This window comes from Variovorax sp. LjRoot175 (assembly GCF_964253805.1).
Lineage (GTDB): Bacteria > Pseudomonadota > Gammaproteobacteria > Burkholderiales > Burkholderiaceae_C > Variovorax.
In genome coordinates this window covers 1,124,284-1,138,689 of record NZ_CAXURY020000002.1, presented here as the reverse complement: position 1 = coordinate 1,138,689, position 14,406 = coordinate 1,124,284, and the positions used below count along the sequence as shown (strand labels likewise).

The 14,406-nt window shown below is 64.4% G+C and carries 14 protein-coding genes; 6 read left to right on the top strand and 8 right to left on the bottom strand.

Annotation, left to right across the window (positions count from 1 at the left end):
- The first annotated feature begins 803 nt into the window (after positions 1 to 803).
- Entirely contained in the window at positions 804 to 1,250 is a 447-nt protein-coding gene (locus ACSQ89_RS35795) for a hypothetical protein (RefSeq protein ID WP_436295611.1), read from the top strand.
- 327 nt (positions 1,251 to 1,577) lie between these two features.
- Here ACSQ89_RS35795 and ACSQ89_RS35790 read toward each other — a convergent pair whose 3' ends face one another.
- Positions 1,578 to 2,495, bottom strand: coding sequence for a LysR family transcriptional regulator (locus ACSQ89_RS35790; RefSeq protein WP_436295619.1), 918 nt, complete (start codon positions 2,493 to 2,495; stop codon positions 1,578 to 1,580).
- A gap of 110 nt (positions 2,496 to 2,605) precedes the next feature.
- On the opposite strand from ACSQ89_RS35790, the gene ACSQ89_RS35785 reads away from it, so the two are divergent.
- From ACSQ89_RS35785 to ACSQ89_RS35775, 3 genes are all read left to right on the top strand, one after another.
- The gene (locus ACSQ89_RS35785) at positions 2,606 to 4,033 is read left to right on the top strand and encodes an amidase (protein WP_436295610.1); all 1,428 of its coding nucleotides are present in this window, start codon (positions 2,606 to 2,608) and stop codon (positions 4,031 to 4,033) included.
- Between the two features lie 71 nt (positions 4,034 to 4,104).
- Positions 4,105 to 5,148 carry a Bug family tripartite tricarboxylate transporter substrate binding protein gene (locus ACSQ89_RS35780; RefSeq protein ID WP_436295609.1) on the top strand — a complete coding sequence of 348 codons (1,044 nt, stop codon included), beginning with the start codon at positions 4,105 to 4,107 and terminating at the stop codon, positions 5,146 to 5,148.
- The gene (locus tag ACSQ89_RS35775) at positions 5,145 to 5,381 is read left to right on the top strand and encodes a hypothetical protein (RefSeq protein WP_436295608.1); all 237 of its coding nucleotides are present in this window, start codon (positions 5,145 to 5,147) and stop codon (positions 5,379 to 5,381) included. The genes ACSQ89_RS35780 and ACSQ89_RS35775 overlap by 4 nt, the downstream gene beginning before the upstream one ends.
- A gap of 1 nt (position 5,382) precedes the next feature.
- On the opposite strand, the gene ACSQ89_RS35770 is transcribed toward ACSQ89_RS35775, so the two are convergent.
- Positions 5,383 to 5,994 carry a LysR family transcriptional regulator gene (locus ACSQ89_RS35770; protein WP_436295607.1) on the bottom strand — a complete coding sequence of 204 codons (612 nt, stop codon included), beginning with the start codon at positions 5,992 to 5,994 and terminating at the stop codon, positions 5,383 to 5,385.
- Between the two features lie 69 nt (positions 5,995 to 6,063).
- Between ACSQ89_RS35770 and ACSQ89_RS35765 the strand changes: the two genes are divergently transcribed.
- On the top strand, positions 6,064 to 7,518 hold the full coding sequence (locus ACSQ89_RS35765) for an amidase (RefSeq protein WP_436295606.1): 1,455 nt from the start codon (positions 6,064 to 6,066) through the stop codon (positions 7,516 to 7,518).
- Between the two features lie 44 nt (positions 7,519 to 7,562).
- Positions 7,563 to 8,537 (top strand): tripartite tricarboxylate transporter substrate-binding protein, encoded by a 975-nt coding sequence (locus ACSQ89_RS35760; RefSeq protein ID WP_436295605.1) that lies wholly within the window; start codon positions 7,563 to 7,565, stop codon positions 8,535 to 8,537.
- Here the strand turns inward: ACSQ89_RS35760 and ACSQ89_RS35755 are convergent.
- From ACSQ89_RS35755 to ACSQ89_RS35730, 6 genes are all read right to left on the bottom strand, one after another.
- Positions 8,521 to 8,793 (bottom strand): hypothetical protein, encoded by a 273-nt coding sequence (locus ACSQ89_RS35755; protein ID WP_436296945.1) that lies wholly within the window; start codon positions 8,791 to 8,793, stop codon positions 8,521 to 8,523. The two genes, ACSQ89_RS35760 and ACSQ89_RS35755, sit on opposite strands and share 17 nt — an antisense overlap.
- Before the next feature lie 451 nt (positions 8,794 to 9,244).
- Entirely contained in the window at positions 9,245 to 10,744 is a 1,500-nt protein-coding gene (locus ACSQ89_RS35750; protein ID WP_436295603.1) for a tripartite tricarboxylate transporter permease, read from the bottom strand.
- Positions 10,745 to 10,753: 9 nt separating this feature from the next.
- The gene (locus tag ACSQ89_RS35745; protein ID WP_436295602.1) at positions 10,754 to 11,215 is read right to left on the bottom strand and encodes a tripartite tricarboxylate transporter TctB family protein; all 462 of its coding nucleotides are present in this window, start codon (positions 11,213 to 11,215) and stop codon (positions 10,754 to 10,756) included.
- A 44-nt stretch (positions 11,216 to 11,259) separates the two neighbouring features.
- Entirely contained in the window at positions 11,260 to 12,195 is a 936-nt protein-coding gene (locus ACSQ89_RS35740) for a Bug family tripartite tricarboxylate transporter substrate binding protein (RefSeq protein WP_436296944.1), read from the bottom strand.
- A gap of 79 nt (positions 12,196 to 12,274) precedes the next feature.
- Positions 12,275 to 13,258 (bottom strand): Bug family tripartite tricarboxylate transporter substrate binding protein, encoded by a 984-nt coding sequence (locus ACSQ89_RS35735; protein WP_436295600.1) that lies wholly within the window; start codon positions 13,256 to 13,258, stop codon positions 12,275 to 12,277.
- Positions 13,259 to 13,335: 77 nt separating this feature from the next.
- Positions 13,336 to 14,388 (bottom strand): lactonase family protein, encoded by a 1,053-nt coding sequence (locus tag ACSQ89_RS35730; protein WP_436295599.1) that lies wholly within the window; start codon positions 14,386 to 14,388, stop codon positions 13,336 to 13,338.
- Positions 14,389 to 14,406 lie beyond the last annotated feature (18 nt).

Here is a 14,406-nt window from a genome sequence, read left to right as displayed (position 1 = left end):
GGCATCCTTGACTGAGACGGTGCCGGGCATGTAGCTGGCGACTCCAGCGACCTCGTAGTCACCTCGCCCGACGCAGTCCACGACTTCGCCGGAAAACGGGGCTCGCATCTTGTGCGCGATACAGAATCCCTCTGTGCTTCTCACGATGACAACATCAAAGAATGCGTCCGCGTACTGCATCGTCCGAAAGCCAAGCTGACGGTAGATTGTCGACGGCCCGCGACTCGACGTGAGGTGGAACTCACCTAGTGGCGCGACGCTTCCGTCAGGCAGTCGCAGAAAGTAAAGGGTAACTCCGCCAATCGCATCGCCGTAGGCTCTGAAGCCGGCAAAAATGGATGATAGCGAGGTAACGTGCGTGCCGTCCTTGTCGCGGTATAGAACTGGAACTTCCCTGCACTTACCGGCTTCAGAACTAGGGAGCGTTGGAAGCTCATCGCAGAAGCGGGCAGAGGACCGCGGCTCGACACCAGCGGCGGTCGCACTGGCGAATTGAGTTGGCCGCGTGACGCAACCGGCGAGCGCCAGAGCAACGAGGCTGCCAACGAGGGCTGGTTTGACCTGGCGCATTGTCATGATGTAGCCGAACTGAGAAATGCAAGCGGACTTCCGCTGTTGGCCGACTGGAGCCGATCGACGGACCGCTCCAAGCCTTCGGCCGAAGTGGCTTCGAGATACCACAAGCCTCCTGGGATGAGACCTTGGTGCCGGGGCGACAACGACGCTGCGGCCCGAAATATCCATAACCTTAGTCAAAAATATCCGCAACCTTAGGAAACTTACGCAAGATCTTCCTCGAGGTGATGGACGGCAAGCTGAGTGATCCGCCGATCACCGGACCGATGCCGCGGACGACGCCGGTGCCCAAGTACGGAAAAATCCATGTGGGCCGCGCCTGGGAAGACGATCGGCGCACAGGAGACCCGAAGCGCGATCGCATGCTGTCCGGCGGCATCCGGTCGCACGCGCACGAGATGTTCCACGAGTCCTGTGGGTTCGAAGCGAAGCAGCTTTCCAGCGGCGAGTTCACGACCGCGTGGGACACCGAGGATTCGTTCGAGGTGGACGAGGAGAGCGCGGCTGACTTCGTCGTGCTGATGGGCGAGGAGTACATCGATCGGTACCACAACGACGAGACGGATCGAACGCACCGCGTGTGTACGGGAAGAATAAAGTTCGTCGATAACAATAAAGATCGTCGGGGAGGCCTACCTCTGGCGGGCACATTCGACGAGCCGATCACCGTTTGACAACGGTACGGAACACCTGCCAAGGCGGAGCGAGGGCACGTTCAGCGGTGGTGCTTCAGCTCCTGTGCTGGTCGAGCCCCCGGCTGTCGAGTCAGGCGTAGCCGCTCGCACATGGTCTGGCGATGGGACCTTCAGATTGAGCTCAGACGTCCAGCGCGATCGCCCGGATGACAGCTCAAGACTGTTTGCTGTCGCCCGAAGGCTCACCGATGAACGACTGCTACTACCCAGAGCGGAAGTAGCTGCGTCCCGAAGGCAGACTTTCAGGACGTCAGTCGGCTCGGTGCCAAGGCGACCAGTTGGTACGCTCCGAATCGGCCGTAGCAATCACAAGGTTGCCTTGATGCGAGGCGTCCCCGAGAGGGCAGAGCGCACCGCGTCCACGAAGGGCTCGATCAAGGGACTTTGGAGGTCGCTTCTCCAGCAGACTGCGACATCGAACTGGTCCTCGACATCTGCCAGCGGCCTGAACTCCAGGCCGGGCGGACTGCCATAGGCCGCGCAGGCAGGCAGGATCGCTACACCTTCGCCGGCCATGATCAGGGGGTAGGCCGCATGGATGGTCTCGACGCGGTGCGCGATCGTTATGCTGATGTGCTCGCGCCGTAGAAGTCTGGCTACCAGAGAGTGGTCGACGCCTTCCACTGGCCCCGGCAGACTAATGAGACTGTGGCCACACAAAGTCGCGAGAGTGATGTGGCGCAGCCGCGCGAGCGGCGAGTCTGCCGCCATTGCCACGCACAAGGGCTCAGATGCGACTGTCGAGGTCGCGATGCCGTCGCGGATCGCTGGCGGCATGCACACAGCGACTGTGACCTTGAGTTCAGAGATCATGGCTTCGTAATTGGCCGCGCTCATCTCCACGAACTGGAGTTCGACGTCCGGCATTTCGGCCCGCAGTTGCGGCACGAGCTTCGGCAAGAGCGAATAGCCCAGCGCGAACATGTAGCCGACCGTAAGACGGCCGCGCCGGCCTGCGGCCACGGCACGCGCCGCCTCAAAGCCGTCCTGCGCGAGCGCGAGCGCCGATCGCGCCCGCACCAGCAACGCCTGGCCGGCATCAGTCAGCTGCATGCCGCCTGACAAGCGGCGAAAGAGCTGCGCCCCAAGTTGGGTCTCCAGTGCACGGATCTGCACCGACAGCGGCGGCTGCGCCATGTGCAGCCGCAGCGCCGCTTTGCCAACACTCTGCGCATCGGCCACGGCGACGAAGTAGCGAAGGCTTCGCAGGTCGATCCTGCTCATACGACTCTCATATGGCTGTGTTGTGTCTCGGTATTGGACGGCAAGCACCCTCCATGCCAACCTTAATGCATCGACTGCCGGTGGCAGCAGAGACGAAGGAAATCGAGGACATGAGCGACGAGTTGTGTTTCATGACAGCGACTGAACTGCGCAGGCATATCGCGCACAGAGAGCTGTCCCCGGTCGAGGTGACGAGGGCGGTGCTCGAGCGAGCCGAGCGGCTGCAACCCGAGCTCAACTGCTTCATCACGATCTGTGCCGATGAGGCCCTGGCACAGGCCAAAGACGCCGAACAAGCTCTCATGCGAGGCGAACCGCTGGGCCTGCTGCACGGCGTGCCCTACACCTGCAAGGACGTGATCGATACGCAGGGCATTCGCACCACCTATGGTTCGCTGCTGCACGCACAGCACGTTCCCGTACGAGATGCGGAGGTGGTGGCACGGCTGCGCCGACAAGGTGCAGTTCTCGTGGGTAAGACCACAACCCCCGAATTCGCCGCCAAGTGCCTGACCGATGCGCCCCTTTTCGGTCGCACGCGCAACGCCTGGAGCGCCGCACATTCAAGCGGCGGGTCGAGCGGCGGCACAGCCGTCGCGGTCGCGGCATCGATCGCGCCCATCGGTGTCGCAACCGATGGCGGTGGCTCCACGCGCATCCCAGCCGCCTGCAACGGCATCGTCGGTCTCAAGCAGAGCAGCGGACTGGTGCCCCACAGCCAGGCCGACGACGTCTACGGCAACGTGACCTTCGTCACTCCGATGTCCCGCACGGTGGCCGACACCGCACTCATGCTGCAGGCCATGGCCGGCGAGGATGCGGGCGAGCCGTGGTCCACCGGCGTCGAGGTGCCAGATTACGTAAAGGCTTCCGCACCACAAGGTGACTTGCGCGGCAAGCGCGTGCTGTATTGCGTGGCACCCGAAGGGCGCATTGTGTCGGCCGAGGTGGAAAAAGCCTTCCGCACATCGCTCGCTCATTTGCAGGGCCTGGGCGCGAATCTGATCGAGATGCCTGGGAATGCGTTCGACATCGAGCCGATGTGGCGCGTGATCAATCACACAGTCTGGCGAACCTGCTATGCCGACATGGCGCGCGAGCATCCACAGATGCTGAGCGCAACCTTCCAGAAGCAGATGGCCTTGGTCACTTCCGTGAGCGGCGTCGACTACCAGAAAGCCATGTTCGAGCGGACGCGCTTCTTCCGCTTCGTCCAGTCGCTCTTGGATGACAACGAACTCCTCGCAATGCCGACCTTAACGCGCACGGCCCTGCCCATCGAGCAGGACTTGTTCGGCAGCCTCGAGATCGACGGTCAGGTGTTTCCAGATGTCCGCCCCAACTGGTTCCCCTGGACCATGCCCTTCAACCTGACCGGGCATCCAGCTATCAGCCTGCCGAACGGCTTCGGCGCCTTCGGTCTGCCCATCGGCATCCAGCTTGTCGGCCGCCTCCGTAAGGATGCCGAACTGCTGCGCTGCGCGGCGCTGCTGGAGCGATCGCAGGGCCTGCTGGACCGCAGGCCAGCGATCGGCTGATTCACCGACCAGCCGCTGCGCGCGCGCCTATCGAATTTCATTCTCCGTTCATTCCATCCTTTCGCCCGATCATGACCAAATCATCTTCCTGCCTCGACCTTGAGGTTCCCGCGCTGTTCCCGCTACGGCGCTCGCTCGTCGCAGGCGCGGCCTTCGCGACCTTGGCCCTTGCGATGGCGCCATTGCAATCAGCAGGCGCCGCCACCTATCCGGACCGGCCTGTGACAATCGTCTCGGCGTTTCCCGCAGGCGGCATCGTTGACGTCATCGCGAGGCGAATCGCACAAGGCATGTCCGATCGCCTCAAAACCGCCTTTGTGGTTGAGAACCGCACAGGCGCGGCAGGCAGCATTGGCTATTCCTATGCCTCTCGCGCCAAGGCAGACGGCTACACCCTGGTGCTCGCAAGTGGACCGACGACGATGGTGCCGCCCGGCGCGACGGCCTCGACCTGGAGCCCGATGACTGGCTTCAGCGCGATTGGGATGATCGGCACCATCCCGCAGGCCTTTGTGGTCCCTCCCAAGACCCCGTCACGTGACCTGCGCGACTTCGTCAAGTCTGCGAAAGCTGAGGCTGCGCACTTCAATTACGGATCGCCGGGCACCGGGACCACTCCCTTCTTCACACTCGAACTGCTCAAGAAGCAGCAAGGCATTGCTCTCACGCACGTCAGCTACCGCGGGCAACCCGACGTGATGATCGACCTGATGCGCGGAGACCTGAACATCACGGCCGTGACGCTGCCGCTGGTGTTACCGAACGTGCAAGCCGGAAAGATGACGGCCATTGCCGTGACTTCCCAGACGCGCTCGCCATCACTGCCCGGCGTACCGACAGTGCACGAGCTCGGCATGCCCGAGCTTGGCATCTCGAACTGGTTTGCACTGCTGGGGCCTGCCAACCTGCCGCCCGACATCGTGAACACGCTTTCAAAGACACTGGGGGAGGTCCTGAAGGCGCCACAGATCCAGGCTGATATGAAAGAGATCGGCTTGCTGATCCAACCGAGCCCGCCGGCAGAGACGATGGACTTCGTCAAGTCTGACATCGCTCGATGGACCGCGATGATGGCCAACTTCGGCGAGGCCGACTCGCAGCAGGCCAAGAAGTGAGATGGGCCCCGGTCGGAGCGAACCCCGACATAGAAGCCGACCGCGACGGCTGGCCCGTGCTGGCGGCCGCGGGGCTTGGCGTGATGCTCTGCTTCTTCGGCAACAGCGCACTCAACGTGGTATTGCCGCAGCTCAGGAAGGATCTCGGCGCATCGAAGCCCCACGCTTCGTGGATCCTGCTGTCGTACATGCTCGTCGGCTCCGTGTTTCCTGAGCTTAGGCCGACTCGCTGACCTATGGAGACGCAGCCGGCTCTTTCTCGACGGCTTGGCCGCATTCATCGCCACGAGTGCGGCCTTCGCGATGGCCTCGAGCGCGCCACTGTTCGCGCTTGCAATGCAGGCCATCGGCGCCGCTGACGTGATTGGGACAGCCAGCGCCAGTTCGCTGTGCTCGATTCGACCGGCAGGACCGAGCCGGAAGTTTGAGCTCGCTGGTGCCGCCCGGTCGCTGGTCGGCCTCGACATACTGCACCTCGACTTCGGGCATCTGGTGGCGCATCGCTTCGGCTATGCCGGGCAGCAGGGGGTAGGAAAGCACCACCATGGTGCCCACGGTGAGGCGCCCGCGCCGGCCCTGCCCGATGGCCATGGCGGCATCCACGCCCTCGTCGGCCAGGAGCAGCGCTTCCTTGGTGCGCACGTAGAGCGCCTGACCAGCCTCTGTGATCTCCATCCCGCGTGGCCCGCGCCGGAACAGGGGCGTGCCCAGCAGGGTTTCCAGGTTCTTAATCTGCGTGGACAGCGGTGGCTGAGCCATGTGCAGCCTGCGCGCGGCGCGGCCCATGCTGCGCTCTTCCGCTACGGCGACGAAATAGCGAAGGCCTCGGAGGGCAGTTTGACTCATACGAATCCGGTATGTCTGGCCGGGCAAAGAATATTGGACAGGCCCGGGGGCGCTCTCGATGATCAGCCCATGATAGAAACATCGTCATCCAGCAACGCCCCGCTGCATGCCCTGTCGGCCATGACCTTGCGCGGCTTGATCGCACGGCGCGAACTCTCACCAGTAGAGCTCATGCAAGCGACGCTGGCCCGCGCGGATGCCGTGCAGTCGCGGCTGAACTGCTTCGTCACGCTGTGCCATGAAGAAGCCCTGCAGCATGCCCGCGAGGCCGAAGCGGCGCTGATGCGCGGCGAGCCGCTGGGCCTGCTGCACGGCCTGCCGGTCTCGGTCAAGGACATCGTCGACACCGCGGGCCTGCGCACCACTTACGGCTCGCTGCTGTATGAAGACCATTTGCCGCAGCAAGACGCCGTCGCGGTCGCGCGGCTGAAGGCGGCCGGCGCCATCGTGATCGGCAAGACCACCAGCTCCGAGTTCGGCGCCAAGTGCCTGACGGATGCACCGCTGTTCGGCAGCACCGCCAACGCCTGGGATGCCACGCGGACCTCGGGCGGCTCCAGCGGCGGTGCCGCGGCCTCGGTGGCCGCCGGCGTGACGGCCCTGGCCATCGCCACCGATGGTGGCGGCTCCACCCGCATCCCGGCTGCCTGCAATGGCGTGGTAGGCCTGAAGCAGAGCCTGGGCGTGGTCCCGCATAGCCAGGTGCAGGATGCCTTCGGCAACTACACCTATGTGACGCCCACCACGCGCGACGTGCCCGACACCGCGCTCATGATGCAGGCCATGGCCGGCGCGCATGCGAGCGATCCCTGGTCGCTGGGCTTCGAACAGCCGTCCTACCTGGAACAGCTCGCGCAAGCGGCACAGCCCCTGCGCGGCCAGCGCGTGCTGTACTGCGCGAGCCTGCCGGGCCGGCCGCTGGCGGCCGATGTGCGCACCGAGTTCGAACGAGCCCTGGGCACGCTGGAAAGCCTGGGCGCCCAACTGCAGCCCTTCGATGGCGCGGACTTCGATGTGGAGGGCATCTGGCGCGTGGTTAACCACACCAGCTGGAATGGCCGCTTCCGCCCGCTGGCCGAGCAGCATGCGGACCGGCTGAGCCCTTCGTTGCTGCAGCAGCTGGCCCTGGTCGAGCATGTGGACGGCGTGGCCTTCCAGCAGGCCATGTTCCAGCGCACGCGTCTGTTCAGGCATGTGCAGCAGCTGTTCGAGCAGGCCGACTTTTTGTTCACGCCCACGCTGATGCGCACCGCACTGCCGATTGACCAGGACCTGTTCGGCACGCTGCAGATCGACGGCCAGTGCTACCCCGAGGTGCGGCCCAACTGGTTCCCTTGGACCATGCCCTTCAACCTGACGGGCCACCCGGCCATTAGCCTGCCCAACGGCGCGGCCAGCGACGGCCTGCCCATCGGCCTGCAGCTGGTGGGCCGCTTCAAACAAGACCTGCCCCTGCTGCAGGCAGCTACGCAGTTCATGGCCGCGCACACACCTAGCCGGCCGCTGCCCCTCATCGCGGACTGATCCGGTCCGCATCCATCTCTTTCTCCATTCCAGGCCCCATTCCTATGCGCTTCCCCATCTCTTCCCTCCTGGTGGCCCTGGCCGCCGCCTGCATGCTGCTGCCCGCCCATGCCAACGACGAAGGCACGCCCTACAAGCTGGTGCTGGGCTTCCCGGCTGGCGGCCCACTGGACGTACTGGCTCGCTCGGTGGCCGAAGAGATGAGGCTCGCGCTCAAGGCCCCGGTGCTGGTGGAGAACAAGCCCGGCGCCTCAACGCAGATTGCCATCGGCACCGTCAAGAACGCCAAGCCGGATGGCCGCACCGTCCTGCTGGCGCACACGCCGGCCTTCGTGCTCTTTCCCATGACCTTTGCGCAGCTGAGCTACGAGCCACAGAAGGACTTCGTCCCGGTTGCCCATCTGGCCAACGTGCGCAGCGCCCTGTCCACCGGGCCGGGCACGCCCTACAAGACGCTGCCCGAGTATGTGCAGTGGGTCAAGTCCAACCCGGCCCAGGCCAACGTGGGCTTGGCCAACTTGGGCGGCACCCTGCACTTCGCCGTGCTGAAGATGGCGCAGGAAACCGGCGTGGACCTGCAGCCCGTGACCTACAAGGGCGGTGCCCCGCTGGCCACCGACATCATGGGAGGCCACATTCCGCTGGGCGCCGACGCCCTGGCCAGCCAGCTGGAGCTGCACCGCTCGGGCAAGCTGCGCATCCTGGCCGTGACGGGGACACAGCGCACCGCTTGGCTGCCCGATGTGCCGACGGCCAAGGAGGCCGGCTTCGCGGCCTTCGACAAGGCCGTGACCGCCTACGGCGCCTATGTGCCGGCCGGCACGCCCAAGGCCGCTGTGCAGAAGCTGGAAGCGGCCTTTATCGCCGCGATGAAGACCGACAGCGTCAAGAAGCGCCTGGACCATGTGGGCTTGGAGGGCACCGGGCTGGGCAGCGTCGAACTGAGCCGCACCATGGACGAGGAGCGCAGCTACTGGACGCCCGTGGTGAAGGCCTCGGGCTTCAAGGTGGCGCAATGAGTGGCTGGCAACTGCTCGCGATGACGAACCGCGCGACGGTGCGGCGAAGGACTCTTCTTCGGCGCAGGTGATGCCCGGCCAGCAGGCGGGCGTCGCGCCCTGGCGCGTGCTGACCATCTTGTGCCTGGCCGTGGCGGTATGCTTCAGGCCGCCATGCGGCCTCCATCATCTCGTAGGTGCTCCGGCCAAAGATGAGGGCATCGGCCTGCGCGAGGTTCTCGGCCGCGTGACGATGCAACTCCTCATCCGCAATCACTACACGATGATCGCAGCATCCGTCCAATGTGATGTTGATGGAATACCGAAGTGGCCGCATCGGATGAGCGTGCCACGATCAAGGTTGGATTGGAAGTTCCAGCGTTGAAAATTCATGAATGTCCGAAGGGCGGGCGATTGCAGTCATCCGGGTTTGCGGAGCCGGAGGACTGCTTTCGCACTGCGAAGCCGAAGTTCAGGTCTCGAAGTCGAAGGACGCGAAGGGCCACTGCTGCCTTTCGGGGCGCGAGGATGTATGTCGGCTATACAGGACCGAAGCGGACATCGATAGATTCAGCTCACCTCGAGTCGATTGCCGAGACCTCGGGCAGGGCGGGGTTGCGCGTGCTGTCCATTCGAGGTCCTTGGTCAGTCGAAGAACGGGAGGCAGACGCGATTGGCCGTGGCGGGTTTCTGGCAAGGCAGCCCGAAGTGAACTTTGCTGTTTCCGTTCAGGCGTCGTCGCCCTTGAACCGCTTCAGTCCCTTGAAGATGAGCGGCGCGACCAGAGCCAGCAATGCAAGCGCCAGCAGGGTCGCCGAACCCGCGTGCTTGAAGAACACCAAGCTGTCCCCGAGGCTGATTTGCAATGCACGCCTGAACTGGCTCTCGGCCATCGGGCCCAGGATGAGTCCAACGATCATCGGAGCCACCGGATAGTCCCAGCAGCGCATCAGGTAGCCGCAGATGCCGAAGGTCACGAGCATGACGAGTTCGACCGTGGACGGATTTGCTGCCAGCGTACCCATCACCGCGAAGACCAGGATCCCAGCATAGAGCCACGGCTGCGGCACCTTCAGCAGTCGAACCCACAGACCCACGAGCGGCAGGTTGAGCACCAGCAGCATCAGGTTGCCGATGAAGAAGCTGGCAATCAGGCCCCAGACCAGGTCGGCGTTCGTGACGAAGAGCAGCGGCCCCGGCACAAGTCCGTATTGCTGGAAGCCGGCGAGCATCATGGCCGCCGTCGCAGAGGTCGGAAGGCCGAGTGCCAGGAGCGGCACCAGCGTGCCGGTGGCCGCCGCGTTGTTCGCCGCTTCGGGGCCGGCGACGCCTTCGATCGCACCCTTGCCGAACTCCTCGGGCTTGACGGCGAGCTTTCGTTCGAGCGTGTACGACAGGAGTGTCGGCACCTCAGCGCCCCCCGCGGGCAGCGCGCCGATGGGAAATCCCAGTCCGATGCCGCGCAGCCAGGGCTTCCAGGAGCGTTTCCAGTCTTCCTTCGTCATCCACAGCGAGCCGCGTACCGCCTCGATCTTCTCTTGCACGCCAGTGAAGCGCGAAGCGATGTAAAGCGTCTCTCCCATCGCGAACAGGCCTACGGCCAGTGTCGTGATCGACACGCCGTCTAGTAGCGCGGGGACTCCGAATGCAAGGCGCGACTGTCCGGTGAGCTTGTCGATGCCGACGAGCCCCAGCACCAGGCCGAGGGCCAGGCTCGTTATGCCGCGCAGCACCGAGTCACCGAAGGTCGCCGACACGGTGACGAAGGCCAGCACCATGAGCGCGAAGTAGTCCCACGGACCGAATTGCACCGCGAAGTCGACCAGCCAGGGCGCGAGCACGGAGATTCCGATGGTCGCGACCAGGCCAGCGACGAAGGACCCGATGGCGGCGGTGGCGAGAGCGGGGCCGCCACGTCCGGCCTTCGCCATCTTGTGGCCCTCGATCGCGGTCGCGATCGATGCCGCCTCGCCCGGCGTGTTGAGCAGGATCGCGGTCGTCGAGCTGCCGTACATGCCGCCGAAATAAATGCCGGCGAACATGATGATGGAACCCGTCGGATCCAGCTTGAAGGTGATGGGCAACAGCAGTGCCACCGTCAGCGACGGGCTGATGCCCGGCAAGATGCCGACCAGCGTACCGAGCAGTACGCCGATGCCTGCGAAGAGCAGGTTTGTCGGCTGGATGGCGATCAACAGGCCCTGCCCCAAGAGCGTGAAAACTTCCATGTCGTGCCTTTAGCTGAGGAGCAGTCGCTCGAGCGGCCCAGCCGGCAACGACAAGGACAACGCCTTGGTGAAGAAGGCATACACGAGCGCTGCGAGCACGAAACCGATGGCAGGCGACTTGATCCGGATCGGCTGCCCGAATGCTCGTGCGGTCGCGGCGAAGAGCCAGGTCGAGCCGACGATGAAGCCGCCACCGAACTGAAGGATCAGGATCATGCCGATCAGGCCGCCAAACACCCAGCCCAGCGCCGCTCGATTGGTGAGCACCTCATCGAGCTCCGACGTCTCCTTTCCGTGCAGCGAAGCACGCACGCGCAGGGCTGCAACAACGTGCGCCAGGCCGAGCACGATCAGCAGGACCGCGACCATTCGCATGGCGGCTGTCGGCCCGACGCCCACCGCCTGTGCAGGCGCCATGAGCGTCACGTCATAGCCGATCACCGCGGCGAGCCCGAACAGCACGACCGCCACCGTGGCCAGCGCGTGCCATCCCGGGCCATTGACTTCCGACTCGCTCATTTCACCAAGCCAATGGAGGTCAGCACTTCTTTCACGCGCTGCTGGTCGGACTTGAGGAATGCGCCGAAAGCATCCGCGTCGAGGTAAGCATCGTCCCAGCCGCGGGCCTTCGAAATCTTGGCCCATTCAGGCGACTTCAGCGCCTTGTTGACGGCCGCCACGAGTGCTGCCTTCTGCGGCGCGGTGATCGCCGGACCGGCGACGACGCCGCGCCAGTTGACGACTTCGACGTCGATGCCTTGCTCCTTGAGGGTTGGCACATCGACCCCATCAATACGCTTGGCCGTCGACACGCCGAGGGCCCGCAACTTGCCGGCCTTGATCTGGCTTTCGAATTCGTTGTAGCCCGAGATCCCGGCGGTGACGCGACCTCCCAGCATTTCGGCAAGCGCCTCACCACCGCCCGAGAAAGGCACATAGTTCAGCTTGGCCGCTTCGCCGCCGGCCTGTTTGGCAATGAGCCCGGCCAGGATGTGGTCCGCGCCGCCGGCCGACCCGCCGGCCCAGACGACCTTGGAGGTGTCCGCCTTCACGGCCGCGGCGAGATCCTTCAGCGATTTGTGGGGCGAATTCGCGGGAACGACGACCACCAGCGGATCGCCGGTCATCCGTGCGATAGGCGTGACAGCGTCGAGGCCAACCGGCGACTTGTTGGTGAGAACCGCGCCCACCATCGTGATACCCATCACCATCAACTGGCTGCCGTCGCCCTTGGCGTTGTTGACGAACTGCGCCAGGCCGACGGTGCCGCCGGCGCCCGGGACATTGACGACCTGTACGTTCTTGGCGGCGCCGGTGGCGGTGAGCACCTGCTGCAGCGAGCGCGACGCGCTGTCCCAGCCGCCACCCGGCCCGGCCGGAGCCATGATCTTGAGATCGAGGGGCGCCTGCGCGGCGGCGGGCGCCGCTGCGAAGCCGAGCAGCATGGTCATGATGGAGGCGGCGAGCAAGGCGCGGCGATTTGACGTGAAAGTGGATTTCATGAAGGTCTCCTGTGGGCTTGTGAAAGGACTATTCCGCGACGATCTTTGCGCTGTCGACGATGCGCGCGTACTTGACGGATTCGTTCTTGATGAAGTCGCGGAACTGGGTTTGCGAGAGCGGCATGGGTTCGCCGCCTTGCTCGCGCAATCGCTTGATCAAGTCTGGGTCCCGCAGGGCGGCTGTGACCGCTTCGTTGAGTCGCGCTTGCACGGCAGGCGGCGTCTTTGCGGGTGCAAAAAGACCAAACCAGTTGTCCAGGTCGTAGGCGGCCGTCGGTGCGAACTCGGCAATCGCCGGGATGTCCGGCGCAAAGCTCGCACGCTTGGCAGAAGTCACCGCCAACGCCTTCACCCTGCTGCCCTTGATGAAGGGCGTCGCGCCGGCGAGGCTCACGAAGGTGACGTCGACGGTGCCAGACGCTACGTCGACCAGCTGATTCGAAGCGCCCTTGTACGGCACGTGCTGCATCTGGATGCCGGCCAGCGATTGAAGCAGCTCGCCGTTGAGATGCTGAGGGTTGCCGACACCGCTGGTCGCGTAGGTCACCTTGCCAGGGTTCTTCTTGGCATAGGCCACGAGTTCCGCCACGGTCTTGGCCGGGAACGTCGGATTTGCCACGAGCACGTTGGGCACGCGAGTGACCGCAGTGATCGCCGCCAGGTCCTTCTCGGGCGAGTACTGCATCTTTCCCTTGTAGACGAGGGGATTGATCGCCGTCTCACCCGCCGATCCGAGCAGCAGCGTGTAGCCGTCGGGGTTCGCCTTCGCGACATACCCTGCACCAAGCATGCCGCTCGCGCCCGGTTTGTTGTCGACGACGACGGATTGCTTCAGCGATACGCGCAGCTTCTCTGCCACCAGGCGCGCCATGGCGTCGACGCCGCCTCCAGCAGAGAAGGAAACGACGATGGTGATGGGGCGGCTGGGATAGTCTTGCGCGAGAGTGGGCAGCGGCAGCGTGGCCATTCCCGCGATGGCGCAAAGCAGCGCACGGCGTCGAATCGAATGCATTTGATTTCCTTGGCGTTTGAGAGGTGCCACACGCTGATCGCGGTGGCGCTGAAAGCTGGTTCCTTGCATCGCATGGCTCATGCGGAGAACACCATGCAGACCGGGCTGCCGCAGCCCACTGAAGCGCCCGTCGGCTTGAGCGTTCCGGCTTCGGGGTCGATGGCCAGTGTCACGATGGAGTCGCTGTCCTCGTTAAGGGCAAACATGAAGCGACCGTCGGGAGTCGGGGCGATGAAGCGCGGCGTCTTCCCCAGTGTGGGTGCGGCCTCGATGAACTTCAGGCCAGCGCTCTTCGGGTCGATGCGGAAGACGGCGATGCTGTCGTAGCCGCGGTTCGACGCGTACAGGAAGCGTCCCTGCGCATCGATCTGCAACTCCGAGGCGCGGCTGTTGCCCGTATAGCTCTCCGGCAGGGCGGAGACGATCTGGAACGGGGTGAGCGCACCAGTCTCCTCGGTGACGCGGTAGGCCGTGACGGTGGAATCCAGTTCGTTCACGACGTAAGCGAACGGTGAGTTGGGATGGAACGACAGATGGCGCGGCCCCGACGTTTCACGCGTGCCGACGAATGGCACTGATGCCGGCGTCAGGCGTCCCTGCTCGAACCGGAAAACGAACACCCGGTCCAGGCCCTTGTCCGGGACGACCACGAAGCGTCCGGTCGGATCGAAGGGATTGAAATGTGGCTTGGACTGCTTCTGCTCTACCCGGTGCGGCCCGATCGGGCCTTCGAGCGCGACGAGTTGCACCAGTGCGCCGAGCGACCCGTCTTCGTTCACCGGCAGCACGGCCAGGCTGGCACCGATGTGGTTGGACACCACCAGGTAACGCCCTGCGGGATCCAGTGCCAAGTGCACAGGATTTTTCCCCTGCGTGCTCTCCCGGTTGATGAGAGTGAGCAGACCCGTGTTTCGGTCGACCTTGAAGGCGCTCGCTTCGCTTTGGTCACCGTGCACCGTGTAGAGGAACTCCCCAGATCGGCTCATGGCCAGGAACGATGGATTGACCAGATCCCCGACGACGTCCACCAGTGCCAGCGTGCCGCGCTCGGTATCGACCGTGAAGATGCTGATGCCGTCGCCTCTTGCGTTGCGCTCACGGGTGGTTCGGCTGCCTACATAGGCGTACATGAGGATCCTTGGGTGTTG